General features: G+C 62.9%; 15 protein-coding genes, 1 tRNA gene and 1 pseudogene. 2 read left to right on the forward strand and 15 right to left on the reverse strand.

Annotated elements, in window-relative coordinates:
- Positions 1-73 precede the first annotated feature (73 nt).
- From MJ643_RS04100 to MJ643_RS04140, 9 genes are all read right to left on the reverse strand, one after another.
- Entirely contained in the window at positions 74-1,897 is a 1,824-nt protein-coding gene (locus tag MJ643_RS04100; RefSeq protein WP_038408575.1) for a S9 family peptidase, read from the reverse strand.
- Positions 1,863-3,023, reverse strand: coding sequence for a pyrroloquinoline quinone biosynthesis protein PqqE (gene pqqE, locus MJ643_RS04105; RefSeq protein ID WP_024086141.1), 1,161 nt, complete (start codon positions 3,021-3,023; stop codon positions 1,863-1,865). Before pqqE ends, MJ643_RS04100 begins: the two co-directional genes overlap by 35 nt.
- Positions 2,995-3,270, reverse strand: a complete 276-nt coding sequence (gene pqqD, locus MJ643_RS04110) for a pyrroloquinoline quinone biosynthesis peptide chaperone PqqD (protein WP_004375207.1) — start codon at positions 3,268-3,270, stop codon at positions 2,995-2,997. The genes pqqE and pqqD overlap by 29 nt, the downstream gene beginning before the upstream one ends.
- Entirely contained in the window at positions 3,267-4,022 is a 756-nt protein-coding gene (pqqC, locus tag MJ643_RS04115; RefSeq protein ID WP_024086142.1) for a pyrroloquinoline-quinone synthase PqqC, read from the reverse strand. Before pqqC ends, pqqD begins: the two co-directional genes overlap by 4 nt.
- A 153-nt stretch (positions 4,023-4,175) precedes the next feature.
- Positions 4,176-5,087 carry a pyrroloquinoline quinone biosynthesis protein PqqB gene (gene pqqB, locus MJ643_RS04120; RefSeq protein ID WP_024086143.1) on the reverse strand — a complete coding sequence of 304 codons (912 nt, stop codon included), beginning with the start codon at positions 5,085-5,087 and terminating at the stop codon, positions 4,176-4,178.
- Positions 5,088-5,165: 78 nt separating this feature from the next.
- A complete protein-coding gene (pqqA, locus tag MJ643_RS04125; protein WP_003243383.1) occupies positions 5,166-5,237 on the reverse strand; it encodes a pyrroloquinoline quinone precursor peptide PqqA in 72 nt (23 codons plus the stop codon).
- 158 nt (positions 5,238-5,395) lie between these two features.
- The gene (pqqF, locus tag MJ643_RS04130) at positions 5,396-7,696 is read right to left on the reverse strand and encodes a pyrroloquinoline quinone biosynthesis protein PqqF (protein WP_208209402.1); all 2,301 of its coding nucleotides are present in this window, start codon (positions 7,694-7,696) and stop codon (positions 5,396-5,398) included.
- A 157-nt stretch (positions 7,697-7,853) separates the two neighbouring features.
- Entirely contained in the window at positions 7,854-8,648 is a 795-nt protein-coding gene (locus MJ643_RS04135; protein ID WP_208209403.1) for a carbon-nitrogen hydrolase family protein, read from the reverse strand.
- A 14-nt stretch (positions 8,649-8,662) separates the two neighbouring features.
- Entirely contained in the window at positions 8,663-10,345 is a 1,683-nt protein-coding gene (locus tag MJ643_RS04140; protein WP_208209404.1) for an NAD(P)/FAD-dependent oxidoreductase, read from the reverse strand.
- 611 nt (positions 10,346-10,956) lie between these two features.
- On the opposite strand from MJ643_RS04140, the gene MJ643_RS04145 reads away from it, so the two are divergent.
- Positions 10,957-11,247, forward strand: a complete 291-nt coding sequence (locus tag MJ643_RS04145; RefSeq protein WP_023661772.1) for a hypothetical protein — start codon at positions 10,957-10,959, stop codon at positions 11,245-11,247.
- A 13-nt stretch (positions 11,248-11,260) separates the two neighbouring features.
- Here MJ643_RS04145 and MJ643_RS04150 read toward each other — a convergent pair whose 3' ends face one another.
- Positions 11,261-11,722 carry an Lrp/AsnC family transcriptional regulator gene (locus MJ643_RS04150; RefSeq protein ID WP_013970574.1) on the reverse strand — a complete coding sequence of 154 codons (462 nt, stop codon included), beginning with the start codon at positions 11,720-11,722 and terminating at the stop codon, positions 11,261-11,263.
- A 458-nt stretch (positions 11,723-12,180) separates the two neighbouring features.
- On the opposite strand from MJ643_RS04150, the pseudogene nicB reads away from it, so the two are divergent.
- Positions 12,181-13,119, forward strand: a pseudogene (gene nicB, locus MJ643_RS04155) (6-hydroxy-3-succinoylpyridine 3-monooxygenase).
- 70 nt (positions 13,120-13,189) lie between these two features.
- Here nicB and MJ643_RS04160 read toward each other — a convergent pair.
- The 5 genes from MJ643_RS04160 to rpsU all read right to left on the reverse strand — a co-directional run bounded on the left by MJ643_RS04160 (position 13,190) and on the right by rpsU (position 21,658).
- Positions 13,190-13,266: transfer RNA gene (locus tag MJ643_RS04160), tRNA-Ile, on the reverse strand.
- Positions 13,267-13,282: 16 nt separating this feature from the next.
- Positions 13,283-17,026 carry a bifunctional diguanylate cyclase/phosphodiesterase gene (locus tag MJ643_RS04165; protein ID WP_013970577.1) on the reverse strand — a complete coding sequence of 1,248 codons (3,744 nt, stop codon included), beginning with the start codon at positions 17,024-17,026 and terminating at the stop codon, positions 13,283-13,285.
- Between the two features lie 212 nt (positions 17,027-17,238).
- Positions 17,239-19,089: an RNA polymerase sigma factor RpoD gene (gene rpoD / locus MJ643_RS04170; RefSeq protein ID WP_013970578.1), complete on the reverse strand. Its 1,851-nt coding sequence runs from the start codon at positions 19,087-19,089 to the stop codon at positions 17,239-17,241.
- 67 nt (positions 19,090-19,156) lie between these two features.
- On the reverse strand, positions 19,157-21,139 hold the full coding sequence (dnaG, locus tag MJ643_RS04175) for a DNA primase (RefSeq protein ID WP_013970579.1): 1,983 nt from the start codon (positions 21,137-21,139) through the stop codon (positions 19,157-19,159).
- Between the two features lie 303 nt (positions 21,140-21,442).
- Entirely contained in the window at positions 21,443-21,658 is a 216-nt protein-coding gene (gene rpsU / locus MJ643_RS04180) for a 30S ribosomal protein S21 (protein ID WP_003255575.1), read from the reverse strand.
- Positions 21,659-21,761: the final 103 nt, after the last annotated feature.

Below are 21,761 nucleotides of genomic sequence, written 5' to 3' on the forward strand. Positions count from 1 at the left end.
AACATTCGGGTTTGCGCGATCGCTTGTGGGAGCGGCCTTGTGTCGCGATGGGCCGCAAAGCGGCCCCAGAGGCTCAGCCCCTCAACACCCGGCAATAGAACTTCCACTCTTCTTCCAAGGCATGCGCCAGGTTCTCCGCCTTGCGGAACCCGTGCCGCTCCCCCGCATAGAAGTGCCCTTCAGCCTCGATCCCGTTAGCCTGCAGTGCCGCCAGCATCGACCGCGTCTGCTCCGGCACCACCACCGCATCCAGTTCGCCCTGGAAGAAGATCACCGGCACCTTGATCTGCCCCGCATGCAGCAGCGGCGTACGCTGGCGATAGCGCTCGGCATCCTGCAGCGGGTCGCCGATCAGCCAGTCCAGGTAGTCCCCTTCGAACTTGTGGGTGGCCCGGCCCAGGGCAACCGGGTCACTGACCCCGTACAGGCTGGCGCCGGCGCGGAACACATCATGGAATGCCAGGGCGCACAGTGTGGTGTAGCCGCCCGCGCTACCGCCGCGGATGAACGCCTTGCGGCTGTCGACCAGCCCACGTCCGGCCAGGTGTTCCACCGCCGCGCAAGCATCGGCCACATCGCTTTCGCCCCAGCGCAGATGCAAGGCCTGGCGGTATTCACGGCCATAGCCGGTGCTGCCCCGGTAGTTCAGGTCGGCGACGGCGAAGCCGCGTTGGGTCCAGTACTGGATGCGCGGGTCGAGCACGGGATAACAGGCCGAAGTCGGCCCGCCATGGATGAACACCACCAACGGCGCGGCACCTTGCGAGCGGGCTGCTGGGTAGAAGAAGCCATGGGCGCGCTGGCCGTCACTGCCGTAGTGGATCGACTGCGGCAGGCTGATATGCCTTGCCGGCAGCACTTCGGCGCCACCAGCCAATACGCTGACCTCGTGGTTGTTGCGGGCGACTGCGATGACCGCCGGCGGGCTGATTGGCGAGGCGGCTATCGCGTACAGGTGTTCTGCATCCATGGCCAGGCTGCGAAAGCGCGTGTAGGCGTTGGCGAAACGCTCCAGGCGGCCATCGGCAGTGCGCAGGCCCAGTTGCCCGAAGCCGTCTTCGAACCAACTGGCCAGATAGCTTCGCGGCCCCAGCGCCAACCAGGTACTGGCGCCCAGTTGCCAGGGGGCTGCGGCGTGGTCCGCCGGCTCGGCAGGAAGGGCCTGCCAGCAGCCATCGACCTCGCCCCAGGGTTGCCAGAAGCCATTGCGGTCAGACAGGCAGTAGAGTCGGCCTTCGCTATCGAAGCGCGGCTGCTGCAGCGATTCGTCAGCGCCGGCCACACATTGCGGGGGCCCCCAGTGGCCACTTGCATCACGTGTGCGGCACATCAGCCTGGTGACGGTCCAGGGTTGTGCCGGGCGGTCCCATTCGACCCAAGCCAGGCGCTGGCCGTCGATACTCGCCGTAGGTGAGGCATAGAAGTCGGCCCCCTCAGCGAGCACTTCGCGAGCTTGTTCCCAAAGGGCGACCAAGCGATGCTCGACCCGTTCGCCATGCTGCTCCTCGACCGCCAGCACCAGGCCGTCGTGCCACTGCACATCGCCGTAGCGGCAGCTGGCATCATCAGTCAGGGCGCGCGGTACCGCGCCTTCCAGGGCCTGGGTATAGACCTGCTGGTCCTTTTCATTGACGAACAGCAGCCCATCACCACCCAGGCAAAAACTGCCACCGCCGTATTCGTACACCCGGCTACGTACGCTGAAGCCATCAGGTGTCAGGCAGCGGGCCTGCTGGTGCTGCCAGTGCCAGATGCGACAGGCACCATCGGCCGGGCGAAACTCGTTCCAGAACAGCCCCGCGGCGCTGACCTTGAGTTCGGCGAAGTCGGTGCCGGCGGCAACTGCCTGGGCCGCGCTGAACTCAGCCGCGGACGATGACACGGGAGTTTCGTTCATTGCGGAAGGTCATCTCTTCAATGGTGAGCTGGGCGCTTTCCGCCTCCTCGCGGGCCTTGAGGATGATGCCGTGGTCGGCCGACTTGGCGCACACCGGGTCGGCGTTGCTGGCATCGCCGGTGAGCATGAAGGCCTGGCAGCGGCAGCCGCCGAAGTCCTTTTCCTTCTCGTCGCAGGAACGGCAGGGTTCGGGCATCCACTCATAGCCACGGAAGCGGTTGAAGCCGAACGAGTCGTACCAGATGTGGTGCAGGTCGTGGTCGCGCACGTTGGGGAACTGCACCGGCAGCTGGCGCGCGCCGTGGCAGGGCAGGGCGGTGCCGTCCGGGGTGATGGTGAGGAACAGGCTGCCCCAGCCATTCATGCAGGCCTTGGGGCGCTCCTCGTAGTAGTCCGGGGTGACGAAGATCAGCTTGCACGGGTTGCCCTCGGCCTTGAGCTTGTCCCGGTACTCGTTGGTGATGCGTTCGGCCCGTTCCAGCTGCGCGCGGGTCGGCAGCAAGCCCAGCCGGTTAAGGTGGGCCCAGCCGTAGAACTGGCAGGTGGCAAGCTCGACGAAGTCGGCCTCCAGGGCGATGCACAGCTCGATGATGCGGTCGATCTTGTCGATGTTGTGCCGGTGGGTGACGAAGTTGAGCACCATCGGGTAGCCATGGGCCTTCACCGCACGGGCCATTTCCAGCTTTTGCGCAAAGGCCTTCTTCGAGCCGGCCAGCAGGTTGTTGACCTGCTCGTCGCTGGCCTGGAAGCTGATCTGGATATGGTCCAGGCCGGCCTTCTTGAAGTCGGCGATGCGCGCCTCGGTCAGGCCGATGCCCGAGGTGATCAGGTTGGTGTAGTAGCCCAGCCGGCGGGCCTCGCCGATCAGTTCGGCGAGGTCCTGACGTACCAGCGGTTCTCCGCCGGAGAAACCGATTTGCGCGGCACCCATTTCCCGGGCTTCGGCCATCACCTTGAACCACTGCTCGGTGCTCAGCTCCTGGCCCTGGGCTGCGAAGTCCAGTGGGTTTGAGCAGTACGGGCACTGCAGCGGGCAGCGGTAGGTCAGCTCGGCCAGCAGCCACAGCGGCAGGCCGACTGCGGGCGTGGGCGGTAACTCAGGCGAGGACGATCCAGTGTTCGGCACGGGCCACCTCCATGAACTGCTCGATGTCATCGGCCACTTCCGGGACACCGGGGAACTGTTGTTCGAGTTCGCTGATGATCGCGGCAACGTCGCGTTGGCCGTCGATCAGGCCACCAATCAGGGCTGCGCTGTCGTTGAGCTTGATCATGCCCTCTGGGTACAGCAGCACATGGCCCTTTTGCGCCGGCTCGTACTGGAAGCGGTAGCCGGGGCGCCAGGCTGGCACTTGATTACGGTCGAAACTCATAGGGGGATCCCTTTGTGCCACACCCGTTCCTGGGTGACGGAGTGATAGGGCGGGCGGTTCAGCTCGTAAGCCATGCTCATGGCGTCGAGCATGCTCCAGAGAATATCCAGCTTGAACTGCAGTATCTCCAGCATACGCTCCTGGCCCGCGCGGGTGGTGTAGTGCTGCAAGGTAATCGCCAGGCCGTGCTCCACGTCACGCCGGGCCTGGCCCAGGCGGGTGCGGAAGTATTCATAGCCGGCCGGGTCGATCCACGGGTAGTGCTGCGGCCAGCTGTCCAGGCGCGACTGGTGGATCTGCGGGGCGAACAGCTCGGTCAGCGAGCTGCTGGCCGCTTCCTGCCAACTGGCCCGGCGGGCGAAGTTGACGTAGGCGTCCACGGCAAAGCGCACACCGGGCAGTACCAGTTCCTGGGAGCGCAGCTGGTCAGGGTCCAGGCCCACGGCCTGGCCCAGGCGCAACCAGGCTTCGATGCCACCGTCCTCGCCGGGCGCGCCATCGTGGTCGAGCAGGCGCTGGATCCACTCGCGGCGTACTTCGCGGTCCGGGCAGTTGGCCAGAATCGCGGCATCCTTCATCGGGATGTTGACTTGGTAGTAGAAGCGGTTGGCTACCCAGCCCTGGATCTGTTCGCGGGTGGCGCGACCCTGGTACATCGCCACGTGGTACGGGTGATGGATGTGGTAGTAGGCGCCCTTGGCGCGCAGGGCCTGCTCGAATTCGGCAGGGGACATTGGCAGTGCGTCGCTCATTCGGCTGGCTCCTGTATAGCTGAGTCTCGGCGCGATCCCTGTGGGAGCGGGTTTACCCGCGAACACCGGCGAAGCCGGTGCCATACACTGTGTGGGATTCTTCGCGGGTGAACCCGCTCCCACAGGGCCTGTGTTGCTTGTGCGATCTGGCTGTTACAACTCGATACTCATGCCATCGAAGGCCACTTCCACACCCCGGCGCAGCACTTCAGCACGCTCGGGCGAGTCTTCGTCGAGAATCGGGTTGGTGTTGTTGATGTGGATAAGTACCTTGCGCTGGCGCGGGAAGCCATCCAGCACCTCCAGCATGCCGCCTGGGCCGTTCTGCGCCAGGTGGCCCATCTCGCGGCCGGTGCGGGTGCCCACGCCACGGCGCTGCATTTCATCATCTTCCCACAGGGTGCCGTCGACCAGCAGGCAGTCGGCGCCGTGCATCATCGTCAGCAGCTTGTCGTCCACCTGGCCCAGGCCCGGGGCGTAGAACAGCTTGCCGCCGGTGCGGGTGTCCTCGACCAGCAGGCCAAGGTTGTCGCCCGGGTGCGGGTCGAAGCGGTGCGGCGAGTAGGGCGGCGCGGCGCTGCGCAGGGGGAACGGGGTGAAGCGCAGGTTGGGGCAGGCGTCGATGACGAAGCTGCCTTCCAGCTCGATGCGGTTCCACTGCAGGCCGCCGTTCCAGTGGCTGAGCATGTTGAACAGCGGAAAGCCCGTGGTCAGGTCCTGGTGGACCATGTCGGTGCACCACACCTGGTGCGGGCAGCCTTCGCGCAGGCTGAGCAGGCCGGTGGTGTGGTCGATCTGGCTGTCCAGCAGGATGATGGCGTTGATGCCGGTGTCGCGCAGGGCGCGGGCCGGCTGCATCGGCGCAAAGGCCTGGAGCTGGGCACGAATATCGGGCGAGGCATTGCACAGCACCCAGTGCACGCCGTCGTCGGACAAGGCGATGGACGACTGGGTGCGTGGCGTGGCTCGCAGGGTGCCGTCACGCAAGCCCTTGCAGTTGACGCAGTTGCAGTTCCACTGTGGGAACCCGCCGCCGGCGGCGGAACCGAGAACCTGGATGTACATGGCCACTCTCTCTGCAGAAACCGTAGCGAAAAAACGAAAACGCCCCGGCAGGCCGAGGCGTTGAACCGTAAGCCGGGCTTAGCGGTTGGCGAAGTACATGGTGACTTCGAAGCCGATGCGCAGATCAGTGTATGCAGGTTTGGTCCACATGGAATTACTCCTTCCGGATGAGGGGGTGGGTTTGTCAGCTACTACTTGGGTACCGCCATTGGCTGGAGGTTCCCAAGGTTGGGATTGCGCTATCTTACAAGAAAAATTTGTACCGAAAGGTTAATTATTCGAAAACTCCGTTGCGGTTTTCGTAACAATCATGGGTTTGTACCCAGCCAGGAAGTATCTGGTGCGACTGCGTTGGCAAGGCATAGCCAAGTGGAATCTTTATCGAGCAAGTGGTTCAGCAACTGGTCCAGATCCGTCTGCCGCGTTTTCAGGATAGACCTGCACAGCGCATCCAGCCTGCCGGGTTGTGTGGCCAGGAATGTCTGCCACGCCCATTCGGCGACTTCGGCGTTGCCCATCGCCGGTTCATCGAATTGCCCGGCCAGGGCCTGACGAGCGGCAGGGGCCAGGGTAACGCCCTGGCGCAGCAAGGTGAGCAGGTGGTCGAGGATCTGTACCTGGCTGGCATGAGGCGACTGGACCCCGAACAGCAGGCCGCCGACACCCTCTACCTGACGAAAGGTACTGAATACCGCATAGCCGAGTTGCAGTTCTACCCGTAGCCGTTGGTAAACCGGCCCTTGCAGCAACTGCGCGAGCAGGCGGCCAGCGGCTTCCATGGCCGCTGGCAGTGGGCAGAACAGCAGCAGGGCATGCTCACTGCCGGGTACTTCGGCATGTTGCCAACGGTGGTTGGCCCAGGCGGGCAGAGGGCCAGGCGCTGAGCCTTGCCCAGGGCAGTGCTGCAGCACGGTGCCCAATGCGTTCAGGGCGCCATCGTCGAAGCCGGCAGCCAGGCCGTACCAGCGTGCTTGCTGCCACAGTTTGTCGAGATGCGTCTGTGCCAGGGTGCAGGCCGCAGCAGGTGCAGGCGTGGCGCCCAGCACGGCGTCGGGCAGCTGCTTGAGCAGGGCCCGGATGGGAATCAGTGCCGGAGGCTGCGTCGAACTGGGCAGCCAGCTGCCTGCCGGGGGCTTGCGCATCAGCGCCAAGGCTTGGTCCACAGTGCGCAGTACCGCTGCCGGCAGCCCGGCGCAGCGAAGTTGCCAGTATTCGCCAGCGGCACTGAACTGCAACTGCACCGATACGCGCTCGCAGCGCTCCTGCAGGGGGTGCAAGGCGCGTTCGAGCAGCGCATGCAGGCGCTGGCGCAACGGCGAAGGGACATGCCAGCGCAGGTACAGCGCCGCGTACTGACGAGCACCAGGCAGCTGGTCGCTGACTTTCAGTGCCGCTGGCAGCGGGTGCGGCCTGGCATCAGGCAAGTCGGCCAGGAGCAAGGGGTCGACTGCGGGCAGTTGCCAATGCCCATGTGCGCGGCCCGGCAGGCCTTCCAGCAGGGCACGGAGCGCCTGCAAGCCTTGTGTGTCCAAACCGCTGAACGGCTGGCCGGCGCTGTCCCGGCGGGCCAGCTCAAGCGCACTGGCACTGCGTTCGCGGCTTTGCTGCAGCAGCTCGAATTCGGCACTCAATTGCTCAGGGGCGGCCTGGCGGATGAAGCCGAACCAGCCCTGCAACAGGGCATCGGCTTCCTCTGGGCAGGCGTCCTCGCTCAGCTTCAGGTCAATGTGCCACAGCAACTGCCCGGCGAAGGCATACAGCGCCTCGGCCTTGAAACCTTGCAGCCAGCCACGCTGGCGAAGCGCATGCAGCCAGGTGCCCGGGCGGCTATCGCCGAGGCAGGCGATCAGCAACTCAAGGGCCTGCTCGGCACCTGCCGGCAGGTTTTCGTGGCTGAACAGCAGGTGCGTATCGGACGTCGATAAAGGCGGTGGCAGAGCTTGTGGCACCCGTTCACCTGTTGCGAACAGCTTGGCATGCTGCCGGCCCAGCAATTCCAGTTCATCCAGCGATTGCGGGCCGCACAGGCTCAGGGTGACCTGGCCGCCTTGGTAGAAGCGCTGGTGAAAGCCACCGAGCGCTTGCTGGAAGGCAGGGTCCTGCAAGGCCAGGGTATGCCGGTTACCGGCATGAAAAGCGCCCAATGGATGGCCGGGCGCTGCCGATTGCAGCAAGGCGAACTGCTGCTGGGCCTGAGGGTTGCGCGACCAGGCAATGAACTCGGCATGGATTACTTCGCGTTCGCGGCGTTGGCGCTCGATGCCCAGGTCTGGTTCGGCCAACATCTGGCACAGGCGCTCCAGCCCCCCGGCCAGGGCGCTGGGCGGGACCTCGAAGAAGAAGTCGGTGGTGCGTTCGCGGGTGCTGGCATTGACCTGGCCGCCGAGGGCCTGCACATAGCGCATTAGGCCGTCGTCGAGAGGGAAGCGCGAGGTGCCGAGGAAGAACAGGTGCTCCAGGAAGTGGGCCAGGCCGGGCCATTTGGTCGGCGTGTCGTGGCTACCCGCGTGCACCCGCAGGGCCGCGGCCGAGCGCTTCAGGCGCGGGGCGTGGCGCAGGGTCAGCTGCAGGCCGTTGGCGAGGGTGAGGTGGCGGGTGGCGTCAGGCATGGAAACTCCGGGGCAGGTGTTCATGCTAACCCATTTGTTTGCAGGGCCGGCCTCTTCGCGGGTAAACCCGCTCCCACAGGCACGGCATAGCTTTCAGGCCTGTGATTTACCCTGTGGGAGCGGGTTTACCCGCGAATGGGCCGCCCAGCGGCCCCTGTCAGCCTTTACGCAGGTGCAGCTCCTGGCGCAGATCGCTCAGGTAAGGAAACGCCGCCCGCCCCTGCACCACCCGCTCATGCTCCAGCTCCGCCAGCAACTGGCATTCGTCCCGCCCGGCCATGGCCAGCAGGCTGCCATCCGGGCCGATGATGCTGCTCTGCCCGCAATACTGGATCTCGCCTTCCGAGCCGCAGTAGTTGGCATACACCAGGTAGCACTGGTTCTCCTGCGCCCGCGCCCTCACGGTCACCTGGCAGATGAAGTCGTACGGCGACATGTTCGCCGTCGGCACCAGGATCAGCTCGGCACCGTCCAGCGCCAGGCGCCGGGCATTCTCCGGGAACTCGATGTCGTAGCAGATCAGCAGGCCGACCTTCCAGCCATCCAGCTCCACCACCGGGAAGTGATCGGCACCTGCGCTGAACATCGAGCGGTCCAGCTCGCCGAACAGGTGGGTCTTGCGATAGTTGCTCAGGCTGCGGCCGTGACCATCGATCAACTGCACGCTGTTGTAGATCGCGCCATCATCGCCACGCTCCGGATACCCGTAGACGATGGCGATGCGGTGCGCCTGGGCGATTTCCACCACCTCCATGGCCGTCGGGCCATCGGCGGCCTCGGCCAGGCGCTCGACCTGGGCCAGGCCGATGTTGTAGCCGGTCAGGAACATCTCCGGGCACACCAGCAAACTGGCGCCGCGTTCGGCCGCCAGTTGCGCCTGGTGGCGCAACCGTTGCAGGTTGCCGGGCACGTCCAGTGGCTTGGGTGCGCCCTGGAACAGAGCGATGCGCATGCTGCCTCCTTGTCTCAGTCCGGCAGGGCGATCGGGCCGATTTCGTCGAACACGTCGCCTGGGCCGGGGTTGTCCGGGTGGGTGCGGCCACCGAAGTGATTCATGATACCCCACACCGCATTCAGCGATGTCTGTACCGCGCCTTCCACCCAGGCCGGCGTCCACGACACGTCGTCACCGGCGATGAACATGCCGCGCTGTTCGGCAGGCATGTCCTGCTGCATGAAGTGCGCGTACATGCGCTGGTTGTAGCGGTAGTGCCCAGGCAGCGCGCCCTTGAAGGCGCCGAGGAAGTGCGGGTCGGCCTCCCAGGAAACGGTAATCGGGTCGCCGATGATGTGCCCGGCGATGTCGGTCTTCGGGTAGATCTTCTTCAGTGCGTCCAGGGCCAGTTGCACGCGTTTTTCCACCGGGTGCGGCAGCATCTTCAGCGCATCGCTCATCCACGAGTACGAAAGGCAGATCACCCCCGGCTTGTCGTTACCGTTGTCGAACAGGTAAGTGCCGCGGGTGAGGCGATCGGTGAGGGTCATGCTCATCAGGTCGCGGCCGGTTTCCGGGTCTTTGTCCTTCCAGAACGGCCGGTCGACCATGACGAAGGTCTTCGACGACTGCATGTAGCGGGTGCGGTCCAGGGCCATCCACATCTTCTGCGAGAACAGCGATTCCTCGCAGTCGATCTGGGTGGTCAGCAGCCAGGTCTGGCAGGTGGCGAGCACGGCACTGTAGTGACGGGTGTCGCCCCAGTTGTCGGTGACCGCCAGGCGGCCATCGGCAGCGCGAGCGATGCGCTTGACCCCGGTACGCGGTGCGCCGCCATGCAGCCCGCTCAGGCTGGTGCCTTCCGGCCAATGCACGCAGCGCTCCGGTACATGGCGCCAGATACCTTGCGGTACCTGCTCCACACCGCCGACCACCAGGTGTTGGTGGTCGTCGCAGTTGGTCATCACCACGCGGAAGATTTCCAGCATCGAGTTGGGGAAGTCCGAGTCCCAGCCGCCGGTGCCGAAGCCGACCTGGCCGAACACTTCGCGGTGCTGGAAGCTCAGCTGGGCGAACGAGCGCGAGGTGGCGACGAAGTCGTAGAACGTGCGGTCGTCCCACAGCGGTACCAGCTTGTTCCACAGCTCTTTCAGGCGCGGTACGTCCCGGTCGCGGATGGCCTGCTGGATGTCGGCGAACCGGGCACCGCTTTCCAGCGCGTCGGCCCAGGCATCGGCCACTTCGTGGAACAGCTTGGGCAGGTCGGTGGGTTTTTCGGCGTAGTAGGTCTGGCCTTCCAGGTCGATCACGGTGCTGCCCGAGGCCGGGGTCAGCGGGTTGGGGAACGGTTTGGTCTCCAGGCCCAGCTTGTCCACGTAGTGGTAGAAGGCAGTAGACGACACCGGGAAGCGCATGCCACCCAGTTCGGCGATGATCCCGTCGGTGCCGTTGAAGGTTTGCGAGCGCAGCCGGCCACCCAGCTTGGATGCTTCGTACACCACCGGCTTGAGGCCCAGCTTCATCAGCTCGTAGGCCGCCACCAGGCCGGCGATACCGGCGCCCACGATTGCCACTTCCTCACCATGGCGCTCGGCCGGGATGCTGCCCAGGCCTGCGGGATGTTCCAGCCAGTCGTCGAAGGCGAAGGGGAAATCCGGGCCGAAGATGGTGACGGGTTTTTTACCATCGGCGGGGTGGCGGTTTTTCTTGTTCATGAAGTGACCTTGCCAGAGAGGCTGCGCAGCGGGCGGAGCCTGAGTATAGGAGATGCCTGGAGGCCATTTTAGGGAGTGGGGTGTTCGTTATTAAGGTGCAGATTGTTGTCTGAATGTAGCTTGTGTCGTCGAAATGAAGGTATTCATAGGTATTATGACGAAAAGCGCGATTGAGTAATCGAGAGTTGAACTGGTCTATGTAGGAGCGGGTTTACCCGCGAATGCTGCAGTCAATCTACCGACGCATTCGCGGGTAAACCCGCTCCCACAGGGGGGCTGTGTTGCCCTTGCCATGCGGTCGATCAGACAGTGCCTACACCCATGCCGGGAAATAACGAATTACCCTACGCCCCCTATCGCCTTGGTCTGGCATCGCGGGAATCGCTTCATCGTTAACTTCACTGGGTCGCCGGAAATTCGGCGATCGGGCGTGAGAACCCGCGGACCGTTCTGGAGGCGCACTGCTATGGCAGCTGTGCGCGGGCAGGCTTTGCCTGGCCGGGACGCGCCTCCAAGTTCGCCGGTTCTCACCTCGTGCATGGCTGCCACCCAATTCCCGTGAGAAGGATGCGATTGGCCGCCGATCACCCTTGTGATTTGGAGGCTATACCATGACCAACCGCTTACCCGACCAACCCGAAAAACTGAAACCCACCGCAGAAAAAACCTTCTGCAACTGCGAATCCAGCCATCCGCCATTATTCGCCATACGCCCCGGCATCGACGCTGCAGACGCCTTGGTCCACGCCTGCCTGCTGGCCCGTGGCCTCAATCAGATCGCCACCGACTACGCCCAGCATCACGCCCCCGAGCGTAGCCGTGACATCGTCTGGTCGATGCAGCATTCCGCCGAAAGCCTTTCGGCGATTCTGGAAGGCCTGCTCGACGGCCAGGAGGCCTGACCGCCAGCCAGGTTCAGAACGGCTGCCCGCGGTCCACCTTGCTGCTGAGAATGATCGACGTGGTGGTCTTCTCCACCCCGTCGACACTGCCGATCTGGTCGAGCAACTGGTCCAGTTGCTCGGGCGAATCCGTACGCAGCCAGGCCACATAATCGAACTCGCCGCTCACTGCGCACAGCTGTTGCACCTGGCCCATGGCACTCAGGCGCCGCACCACCTCCTTGCCCGAGCGCGGCTGCACCTTGATCCCCACATATGCCTGCAGCCCACCACCCATCACCCGCTGGCCCAGGCGCACGCCATAGCCGGAGATGACCTTGTTCTTCTCCAGCCGCTCCAGACGCGAGTTGACGGTAGTACGAGCGATGCCCAGCTGGCGGGCGAGGGTGGCTACGCTTTCGCGGGCGTTTATCTGCAACAGGGCGATCAGCTGGCGATCGATTTCATCCAGCGTGATGGAGCGGGAATCCGACATGGCGAGTCTCTACGGTTGACCCGCTAGCCTAGCTAGCCTGCGGTAAGCAGGGCAAGGGTAGACAGTTGTCCATGCTTTGCATCAGTGCTGCAATCCCGGGGCCGCTTCGCGACACAAGGCCGCTCCTACAGCTGCTGCGCCGGCATGTAAGCATCGGGCGCAATGACAGAACTGCTCGATTGGTCCGGCAGGTCGAGGTGCGGTCTAGGGTGGAATAGGAGCTCACAAAATCTAACGATTTATAGCTGTTTAGATAGCCATGCCTGAGCAGAGAATGGCCCTCTCACGAACGTTGTGTTTCGGAGGACGAGGATGCCAGCCTACCACCTTGCATCAGCTCCCTCATTGCGCAATACTGCCGACAACAACTAACCCTCACGACCGGCGTGGCATGACCATCTGGTTGGAGGGGGAAAAAGCCGGCTTAAGCCGGTTTTTTCGTTTCTGGAGTGCAAAAAATGCAGAGAAAGCTTGATTCTGAGCCTCTGCGCACTCGTATCTATATCGACGGCTACAACTTCTACTACGGCTGCTTGCGCGGCACACCGTACAAATGGCTCGACCTGTTGCCTCTCTTTGAAAAGCACATCTAGCCTTCCATACTGGTCACGGACAGCCATGGCCAGATCAGGGCATCGCGGCTCCTGGAATCCCCCTCGATCAAATATTTCACGGCAAAGATCATTGAATCGGTCGCCCGTGCCGGCGATTCGGTATCGTCACAAGCTCGCTACCACACCGCTTTGCGAAAGCTGCATGACGGTCGAATAGAGCTCATCGAAGGTTATTACGCCGTCAATAAAATGAAGGTGAAGATCGTCGACCCTGAAGATCCGGACAAGGCTCCGCGTGAGTGCCAGGAAATCCAGGCCTGGAAGGTGGAGGAGAAACAGAGCGACGTGAATCTGGCCCTCCAGGCTTATCATGATTCGATCACGGGGCAGGTTGACCATGCCGTCATCGTTACCAACGATACTGACATCGCTCCTGCACTTCAGATGATTCGTGCTCACACAGATGTGCAGATTGGCGTGGTTGTGCCGACGTCCGGGCAAAACCGCTCGGCGAATACCGACCTGATCAAGTTTGCGCACTGGAAGCGAGAGCACATCAATTCAGGCGAGCTTGCGGCCTGTCAGCTACCGAGAGTGATTCCAGGGAGGAAACCAACCATCAAGCCGGAGTCCTGGTATGGGCAACCTGAACTGCTGCAGGAAATTCTGGATTTGGCCATCCCTGTACGCGGAAGCAGGGCGGCAGCGTTCAAGTGGATGGAGCAGCCCAATCAGTTCCTCAGTGGTGAGCGGCCGATAGAGCTGGTGGAAACTGCCGAAGGTGCGACACGGGTTCTTCAGTACATACACAGCTGGATAGCCCAGCAAGAGGAGTTGCCCTAGTCAGGAGAACATGACTGCAGTCCCCGAAAAGACAAAGGCCTACGTTCTGCAACGTAAGCCTTTGATTATCTGGTGGGCCCACACGGACTCGAACCGTGGACCAAAGGATTATGAGTCCTCTGCTCTAACCGACTGAGCTATAGGCCCTCAGTAAGTGGCCGGATTATAACGAGGGTTTCGCACCTGTGCCATCTGAAAGATCCGATAGTGCTATGCGAAGAAACGTCGCCGCGAACTCGTCCGGGGGCAGGGGCAGGCTGACGATGTAGCCCTGGATCTGCTCACAGCCTTCCGCCGCCAGGAACCGTTGCTGGGCCTGGTTTTCCACGCCCTCGGCAATGATGGTCAGCTGCATGCTGCGGCCCAAGGCGATGATGGCGCGGGCGATGGCGGCGTCATGAGGGTCGTCGGGCAGCCCGCGGATGAACGACTTGTCGATCTTGAGAATGTCCAGCGGGAGGCGCTTGAGGTAGCTCAGCGATGAATAACCGGTGCCGAAATCGTCGATGGCCAGTTGCACGCCCAGTTTCTTCAGCTGGTACAACACGGCCAAGGCTTCCTCTGCCTGGCTCATGATGAAGTTTTCGGTGATTTCCAGCTGCAGGTCACCGGCTGTGAGCTGGTAGTGCTTCAGCAACTGTTCGATGCGCCTGGCAAGATGGGGATGGCGCAGCTGGGCGCCGGCGAGGTTTATCGACAACGGGCCGAAGGGTTCGTAGTGCATCTTCCACGCCTGCATCTGCCGGCAGGCCTGCTCCAGTACCCAGTCACCGATCTGGAGGATGGTGCCGTTCTCTTCCGCCAGGTGAATGAAGTGCTCTGGCGGCACTTCACCAAAGGTCGGGTGGCTCCAGCGTATCAGCGCTTCGGCACCGACCAGGCTCTGTGTCTTGAGGCTGAGCTTGGGCTGGAAGCACAGGCTCAGTTCGTTGCGTTCGATGGCGCGGCGCAGTTCGTGCTCCAGGGCGATGCGTTCGCTGGCCTGGGCGGTGAGGTCGAGGGTGTAGGCTTCGACGCGGTTACGGCCCTTGGCCTTGGAGCGGTACATGGCGGCGTCGGCGTTGCGAATCAGTGTGGCAACGTCGGTGCCGTCCTGTGGATAAAGGCTGATGCCGATGCTGGCGCTTGTGAAGAACTCATGCTCGCCAGCCTGGAACGGCGCGTTGAAGCAGGTCAGCAGCTTGTTGGCGATGGCGCTGGCGTCACTGGGTTTGTGCAGGCCGGGCAGCAGGATGATGAACTCATCGCCACCCAGGCGGGCCACGGTGTCGACATCACGCACCTGCTCCTTCAAGCGTTGGGCGATGCCCTTGAGCAGCAGATCGCCGACTGGGTGGCCGAGGCTGTCGTTGATGTGCTTGAAACGGTCGAGGTCAAGGAACAGCACCGCGCCCTTGCGGTTGGAGACCTGCGCGCAGGTGAGCGCGGCCTGCAGGCGGTTCTCGAACAGGGCACGGTTGGGCAGGCCGGTCAGTGGATCGTGGTGGGCCTGGTAGTCAAGCTTGGCCTGGGCGTGCTTGAGGCTGGAGATGTCGGCGAACACAGCGACGAAGTGGGTAATCTCGCGCTCGCTGTTGCGCACGGCGCTGATGGTCAGCCAGCCGGGGTACAGTTCGCCGTTCTTGCGCTTGTTGTAGATCTCGCCTTGCCAATGGCCTTCATCGGTCAGCTGGTGCCACATGGCGGCATAGAACGCACTGTCGTGCTGGCCGGAGGCGAGCAGGCGTGGGGTCTGGCCGAGGGCTTCGATCTCACTGTAACCGGTGATTTCGCTGAAGGCGCGGTTTACGGCACTAATGTGCTGGTCGATGTCGGTGATCAGCACGCCTTCGGCGGTGTTCTCGAACACGGTGGCGGCCAGCTGCAGCTTTTCCTGCATCAGATGGCGCTCGGTGATGTCGCGGGCGATGGTCAGTATGCAGTCGTCGCCAGCAATCGGCAGCGGCCGTGCAGAGAGTTCGCAGAGGCGAATCTGCCCGTCGCTGCGGCGCAGGTGGCACGTGAAGTCGCGTACGAAGCCGTCGCGGTTTAGCTGTTGGACCAGACGCTTGCGCTCGTTGAGGTCGACCCAGATGCCCAGGTCCAGCGAGGTCTGGTCGATGGTCGGGCTGAGGTCATAGCCGGTCAGGCGGCAGAAGCCTTCGTTCACTTCGAGCAGCAAACCGTCGCTCTGGCGTGACAGCAGCAGGCCATCGGGCGAGGCATGGAAGGCCTTGGCGAATTTCTCTTCCGAGGTTTGTAGCTGCTCCTGGGTTTCCTTGAGCTGGCTGATATCGCGTACCGCCACCACGAACGCGAGGTTGCCGTCGAGTTCAAAGGTTTCGGCCGAGGTCAGGCCGGTGAAGAGTTGGCCGTTGCTGCGGCGGAAGCTCATTTCCAGGTTGCGGATACCGCCTTGGTGCAGGCGTTCGAGCAGCCGCGGGCCGTCGCCTTCGACGCCCCACAGGTTGAGTTCGGTGGCGGTGCGGCCAATTACCTGGTTCGGGGTGAGGCCGATCTGCTCTTCGAAGGCCTCGTTCACCTCCAGCAGGCAGCCGTCGCTGTGGCGGGCGATCAGCAGGATGTCGGGGCACTGCTGGAACACCGAGGCGAACTTCTGTTCGGACAGGCGCAGGGCGTCCTCGGTGCGCTTGGTCTCGCTAATGTCGATCATCAGGCCACGCATCACCGGCTGGTGGCCATGCTCGATCATGCTGACGATGTTGCGTACCCACAGTGGCTGGCCATCGGCTCTGATCACCCGGTAGTCGAGGCTGTGGTCGCGGCCGGCGGCAGTCTCGCTGTCGCAGTAGGCCTGGGCCCAGAGGGCATCCTCCGGGTGCAGGATGCTGCGCCAGAAGCCAGGTTTGAGCCAGTCGGCCAATGGGTAGCCGAGCAAGCCTTCTGCGTGGGGCGAGACGTAGCTGTAGGTGAAGTCGTTGGCGTCGGCCTCCCAGGCTATGGCGGACAGGCTCTCGACCAGGCTGCGATAGTGGTACTCGCTGCTGCGCAGTTCCTGCTCCAGGGCGATGCGCCGTGAAATTTCCGAACTGAGCCGGCGGTTGATGCGGATGACCGCTGCCAGCACGGCCATCAATACCAGCACCGTGGGCAGGCCATACACCAGCAGGTCCGACCAGAACATCCGTTGGTCGACCACATTGCCCACCCAGCGTTGCTGGATCTGGCTGACTTCGCTGCTGCTCATGTCGGCTATCACTTTGTCGAGTATGCCGACCAGTACTTTCTTGTCGCGCGGGGCGGCCATGGCCAGTTGGTAGCGGTAGGGCGTTTCGCCGCTGACGTAGAGGCCGTCGAGCTTGAGCTGGCGCAGGCTCCAGATGCTTGAAGCGAGGTCACCGACCACGGCGTCCACTTCGTCGGTGGCCAGGGCCTGCAGGGTGGAGCTGACGTTAGGTAGAGCCACCAGGTTGAGGTCTGGGTGGTGGGTGCGCAGCAGTTCGTGCGGGGCGTAGTTTTCGACCACGGCGATCTTCAGGCCGTAAAGGTCGTCTAGGTTGCGCGGCTGTGCACCGCCTTTATGGGCGAGGATTACGATGGGGAAGTCGAGGTACGGCCGGGTGAAGGCCAGGTAGCCTTGGCGTTCGGGGGTGGACATGATGCCGGGCAGCAGGTCGATGCGGCTTTCGCGTGCTTGCGCCAGTACCTCGGTCCAGCTGCTGGGTTCGACCGGTTTGAGCGTCACGCCCAGGCGTTGCTGGATCGTGGCGATGTAATCGGCGGCCAATCCCTGGTACCGGCCCTCCTGGTCGCGAAACTCGAACGGTGGCCAAGAGGCGTCTACACCCAGGCTTAGCTGCGGGTGGGCAGCCAACCAGGCTTTCTCCTCGTCTGTCAGGGTCAGGGCGCCGGCCGCTGTGTTCCACAAAATCAGGAGCAGCAACAGGATGGCCGGCATCAGCGGCATAGCGGCCTCACATTCAAGTGGTATGAAGTCGAGTGTAGACGGGCATTGCTGTAGGTGTGCGGTGGAAGGACGGGCTTTGTGTTCTGGCTGTCGGAAGGGGGAGGTAATGAGGAAATGGGGCTGCTGCGCAGCCCATCGTCGGCAAGCCGGCTCCCACAGGGATCGCGCAGGGCCGGAAAAGAAAAACCCCGGCCTAGGCCGGGGTTTTGTCATCACTCGTCGAGGAAGGAGCGCAGATGCTCGCTGCGAGTCGGGTGGCGCAGTTTGCGCAACGCCTTCGCTTCGATCTGACGGATCCGCTCGCGGGTCACGTCGAACTGCTTGCCCACCTCTTCGAGGGTGTGGTCGGTGTTCATGTCGATACCGAAGCGCATACGCAGCACCTTGGCTTCGCGTGCGGTCAGGCCCGAGAGCACGTCACGAGTGGCTTCCTTGAGGCTTTCGACCGTGGCCACGTCAATCGGGGACTGCATGGTCGAGTCCTCGATGAAGTCGCCCAGGTGCGAATCTTCGTCGTCACCGATCGGGGTTTCCATGGAGATCGGCTCTTTGGCGATCTTCAGTACCTTACGGATCTTGTCCTCAGGCATTTCCATGCGCTCGCCCAGCTCTTCCGGGGTCGGTTCGCGACCCATTTCCTGCAGCATCTGGCGGGAAATACGGTTGAGCTTGTTGATCGTCTCGATCATGTGCACCGGAATACGGATGGTGCGCGCCTGGTCGGCGATCGAACGGGTGATCGCCTGGCGGATCCACCAGGTGGCATAGGTCGAGAACTTGTAGCCGCGACGGTATTCGAACTTGTCCACCGCTTTCATCAAGCCGATGTTGCCTTCCTGGATCAGGTCGAGGAATTGCAAGCCACGGTTGGTGTACTTCTTGGCGATGGAGATCACCAGACGCAGGTTCGCCTCGACCATTTCTTTCTTGGCGCGGCGGGCCTTGGCTTCACCGATCGACATGCGACGGTTGATTTCCTTGATCTCGGCAACGGTCAGGCCGGTTTCGGTCTCAAGGTCGATCAGCTTCTGCTGGCAAGCGACGATGGCAGCGTCCTTTTCACCCAGGGCGGCAGCCCATTTGGTGTTGCGCTTGGCCAGGTCACCGCTCCAGGTCTGGTCGGTTTCGTTGCTCGGGAACATGCGCAGGAAGTCGGCACGCGGCATGCGGGCATCACGCACGCACAGCTGCATGATGGCGCGTTCCTGCTGGCGCAGGCGGTTCAGGGCGTCACGAACACGCTCTACCAGTACCTCGAACTGCTTCGGTACCAGCTTGATCGGCATGAACAAATCGGCCAGGGCCTGCAGGGCGTCGATGCTTTCCTGGTGGGTGCGACCATTCTTCTTCAGAACCTTGTTGGTGGCCTGAAGCTGGTCGTTGACCGCGCCGAAACGCTGACGGGCGACTTCCGGGTCCGGGCCGCTCTCGGCCTCTTCCTCGTCGTCACCGCTTTCGGATTCGTCCTCGTCGTCGTCGGACTCTTCCTTCGCAGCGGCGGCCTTGGTGCCCGGGATCGGCACTTCTTCGGTCGGCGCGGCGATATTGTCGTCAGGATCGATGTAACCGCTGAGAACGTCCGACAGACGGCCGCCTTCGCTGGTGACACGGTCATATTCGCTGAGAATGTAGTCGACAGTGCCCGGGAAGTGAGCGATGGCGCCCATGACTTCACGGATGCCTTCCTCGATACGCTTGGCGATTTCGATCTCGCCTTCGCGGGTCAGCAGCTCGACGGTGCCCATTTCGCGCATGTACATGCGCACCGGGTCGGTCGTGCGGCCGATATCGGTTTCAACTGCCGCCAACGCAGCAGCGGCTTCTTCGGCCGCGGCTTCGTCGGTGTCGGCTTCCGCCAACAGAAGGGCATCCGCATCCGGAGCACTCTCGAATACGTTGATCCCCATGTCGTTGATCATGCGGATGATGTCTTCCACCTGTTCCGGATCTGAAATATCCTCAGGCAGGTGGTCGTTGACCTCCGCGTAAGTCAGGTAGCCCTGCTCACGACCGCGGGTGATCAACTCTTTGATACGAGACTGCTGTTGCGCTTTTCCGGACATAACACCCTATCCACTGAAGGTCTTGGCGGGCAAAAAACAAGCCGAGGATTATACCCGAGCATGGGCCTCACGCGCCAGATGAGGTCGGCGTTTGTGCGGGAACATTCCGGCTCAGCAGGGCGAGGAGCTGGGTTTTTTCCTCGCTGGTCAATTCGCTTTGACGTGATTTCCTGAGCAGTTGTTCCAGGCTGCGCTCGCGTTGGCGGGCGGACAAGCTAGTTATAGTGTCGAAAAACTGTTGTTCAAGGTTGTCGGCCACGATCAGCCATTCCTTTTCCGCCAAGGCCCGCAGCAGGCGCCCCTGTTCGGTGCCGTGCCAGCGTGCGATCAACTGCATAGAGCTTAGCCCAGGATTTTTCTGCGCGGCTTCGATCAGTGCCACCAGCAGCTGGCTGTACAAGTGTTCTTCATCGGCGAAGTGGCTGGCATCTTCCACCTTGCCGGCCAGCAGAGGGTGGTGCAGCAAGGTGCGCAGGGCGGCCAGGGTGGGCGGCTCGACCGGGGCCGGTACGCGTGGTGGTGCTTCGTCACGCTGCTGCCATGGCTTGCCACCCTTGCGGTTCTTGTCCCAGGGTTTGTCGCCCCACTGCTTCTTGCCAGCGCCCTTGTTCGGCTTCCACTCCTGTTCCTGATGAACGGGGGCGAAGTCGTGCTGCGGCATGTCGCCGTAATCGGGGGTATAGCTGGCCATGGCGTCATAGTCGTAGCCAGGGTCGTAGTCCGGCACGCTGCTGGTGGCCGGGGCGTGTTGCGCCAGTTGCTCGACCTGCTGCGGGTCGAGGCCGGTGATTTCCTTAAGGCGGTTGCGCATCAGCTGGCGCAGGTTGGCGCCGGGGATCTTTTCGATCAGCGGTGCGGCAAGGGTCGCCATGTGCGCCTTGCCTTCCAGCGAGCGCGGGTCGGCTTCGACGCTTAGCTGCTCGAAGAAGTAATCGGCCAGCGGCTGGGCGTGCTGGTTGATGCGGGCCATGAAGGCGTCGGTGCCTTCGGCGCGCACCAGGCTGTCCGGGTCTTCGCCTTCGGGCAGGAACAGGAAGCGCGCGCGGCGGCCGTCCTGCAGGTTCGACAGGGTCGACTCCAGGGCGCGCCAGGCGGCCTTGCGCCCGGCCTGGTCACCGTCGAAGCAGAACAGCACGCTGGGTACCACGCGGAACAGGCGCTTGAGGTGCTCTTCGCTGGTGGCGGTGCCGAGGGTGGCCACGGCGTTGCGCAGGCCCTGCTGGGCCAGGGCAATGACGTCCATGTAGCCCTCGACGACGATGATTTCGTCGAGGTTGCGGTTGTGCTTGCGTGCCTCGTACAGGCCGTAGAGTTCCTGGCCCTTGTGGAACACCGGGGTTTCCGGGGAGTTCAGATACTTGGGCTTGTCGTCGCCGAGCACTCGGCCACCAAAGGCGATGATGCGTCCGCGGCTGTCGCGGATCGGGAACATCACCCGGTCGCGGAAACGGTCGTAGCGCTTGCCGCTTTCGGCGTTTTCGATCAACAGGCCGGCATCGATCATCACCTTCTGCTGCAGGGTGTCGGCACCCAGGTGCTTGAGCAGGTTATCCCAGCCTGGCGGGGCGAAGCCCAGGCCGAAGTCACGGGCGATTTCCCCGGACAGGCCGCGGCCCTTGAGGTAATCCACCGCTGCCTTGCGGGTCGGGTGGCTGCGCAGGGCCTGGCGGTAGAACTCCGAGGCGGCGTCCAGCAGCGGGTACAGCGGCGAATCGGTTGGCTGGCGCGGCTTGTGGTCGCGGCGACCTTGCTCGCGGGGTACTTCCATGCCGGCGGCGCGGGCCAGCTCCTCGACCGCCTGGGGGAAGTCCAGGTTGTCGTGGTCCATTACGAAGCCCAGGGCGTTGCCGCCGGCGCCGCAGCCGAAGCAGTAGTAGAACTGCTTGTCGGGGCTGACCGTGAAGGAAGGGGTTTTTTCCTTGTGGAACGGGCAGCAGGCGGAATAGTTCTTGCCGGTTTTTTTCAGCTGGACGCGCGAACTCACCACGTCGACGATGTCGAGGCGGTTGATAAGGTCGTCAATGAAACTCTGGGGAATCAGCCCGGCCATGGCAGTCTCGTCATCTGGCAGCTGGCAAGTCTAATCGCTCACGCGCCGAATGGGGCGAGTGCCGCTTGGGAAAGTGCGAGGGAATGTGTGCTCGTCGCCAGCCCCTGAGGGCTCGTCAGTCGGACGTGCACGTCTGGTCATACAACAAGGAGGACCAGCTCTGACGTTTCAGGCAGGTTGCCCATGTGCAGTTCGCATGAAGCTTGTGCAGGGCCTTGAGCTAGCTGCTCAAGTTTGAAGCGACCACTGCCATCGCCCGGCGGTTAGCCGGGCAGGGCAGAAGCTTTGCGTAGAACGTCTGTATTAGTACAGACGAACGGCGCGGCGCTGTTCGCGCTGAACTTTCTTGGCGTGACGCTTAACAGCAGCAGCTGCTTTGCGCTTACGCTCGGCGGTCGGCTTCTCGTAAAACTCGCGGCTACGAACTTCAGCCAGTACACCGGCTTTTTCGCAGGAGCGCTTGAAACGACGCAGAGCTACGTCGAAGGGTTCGTTCTCTTTAACTTTGACGGCTGGCATCCAGGGCTACCTTAATTCATTACCGGGGTAGACGTGCTCCTGGCAAAACAAAGGTGTGCTGGAGAACGTCGGTTTTCAAGGGTTGCGGATGTTAACCCTTAGC

This window comes from Pseudomonas sp. PNPG3 (assembly GCF_023093815.1).
GTDB classification, from domain to species: domain Bacteria; phylum Pseudomonadota; class Gammaproteobacteria; order Pseudomonadales; family Pseudomonadaceae; genus Aquipseudomonas; species Aquipseudomonas asiatica.

Coding starts and splice junctions, on each gene's coding strand:
- MJ643_RS04100 (WP_038408575.1), bottom strand. CDS start 1,897: ATGAACGAAACTCCCGTGTCATCGTCCGCGGCTGAGTTCAGCGCGGCC.
- pqqD (WP_004375207.1), bottom strand. CDS start 3,270: ATGAGTTTCGACCGTAATCAAGTGCCAGCCTGGCGCCCCGGCTACCGC.
- pqqC (WP_024086142.1), bottom strand. CDS start 4,022: ATGAGCGACGCACTGCCAATGTCCCCTGCCGAATTCGAGCAGGCCCTG.
- pqqB (WP_024086143.1), bottom strand. CDS start 5,087: ATGTACATCCAGGTTCTCGGTTCCGCCGCCGGCGGCGGGTTCCCACAG.
- pqqF (WP_208209402.1), bottom strand. CDS start 7,696: ATGCCTGACGCCACCCGCCACCTCACCCTCGCCAACGGCCTGCAGCTG.
- MJ643_RS04135 (WP_208209403.1), bottom strand. CDS start 8,648: ATGCGCATCGCTCTGTTCCAGGGCGCACCCAAGCCACTGGACGTGCCC.
- MJ643_RS04140 (WP_208209404.1), bottom strand. CDS start 10,345: ATGAACAAGAAAAACCGCCACCCCGCCGATGGTAAAAAACCCGTCACC.
- MJ643_RS04145 (WP_023661772.1), top strand. CDS start 10,957: ATGACCAACCGCTTACCCGACCAACCCGAAAAACTGAAACCCACCGCA.
- MJ643_RS04150 (WP_013970574.1), bottom strand. CDS start 11,722: ATGTCGGATTCCCGCTCCATCACGCTGGATGAAATCGATCGCCAGCTG.
- MJ643_RS04165 (WP_013970577.1), bottom strand. CDS start 17,026: ATGCCGCTGATGCCGGCCATCCTGTTGCTGCTCCTGATTTTGTGGAAC.
- rpoD (WP_013970578.1), bottom strand. CDS start 19,089: ATGTCCGGAAAAGCGCAACAGCAGTCTCGTATCAAAGAGTTGATCACC.
- dnaG (WP_013970579.1), bottom strand. CDS start 21,139: ATGGCCGGGCTGATTCCCCAGAGTTTCATTGACGACCTTATCAACCGC.
- rpsU (WP_003255575.1), bottom strand. CDS start 21,658: ATGCCAGCCGTCAAAGTTAAAGAGAACGAACCCTTCGACGTAGCTCTG.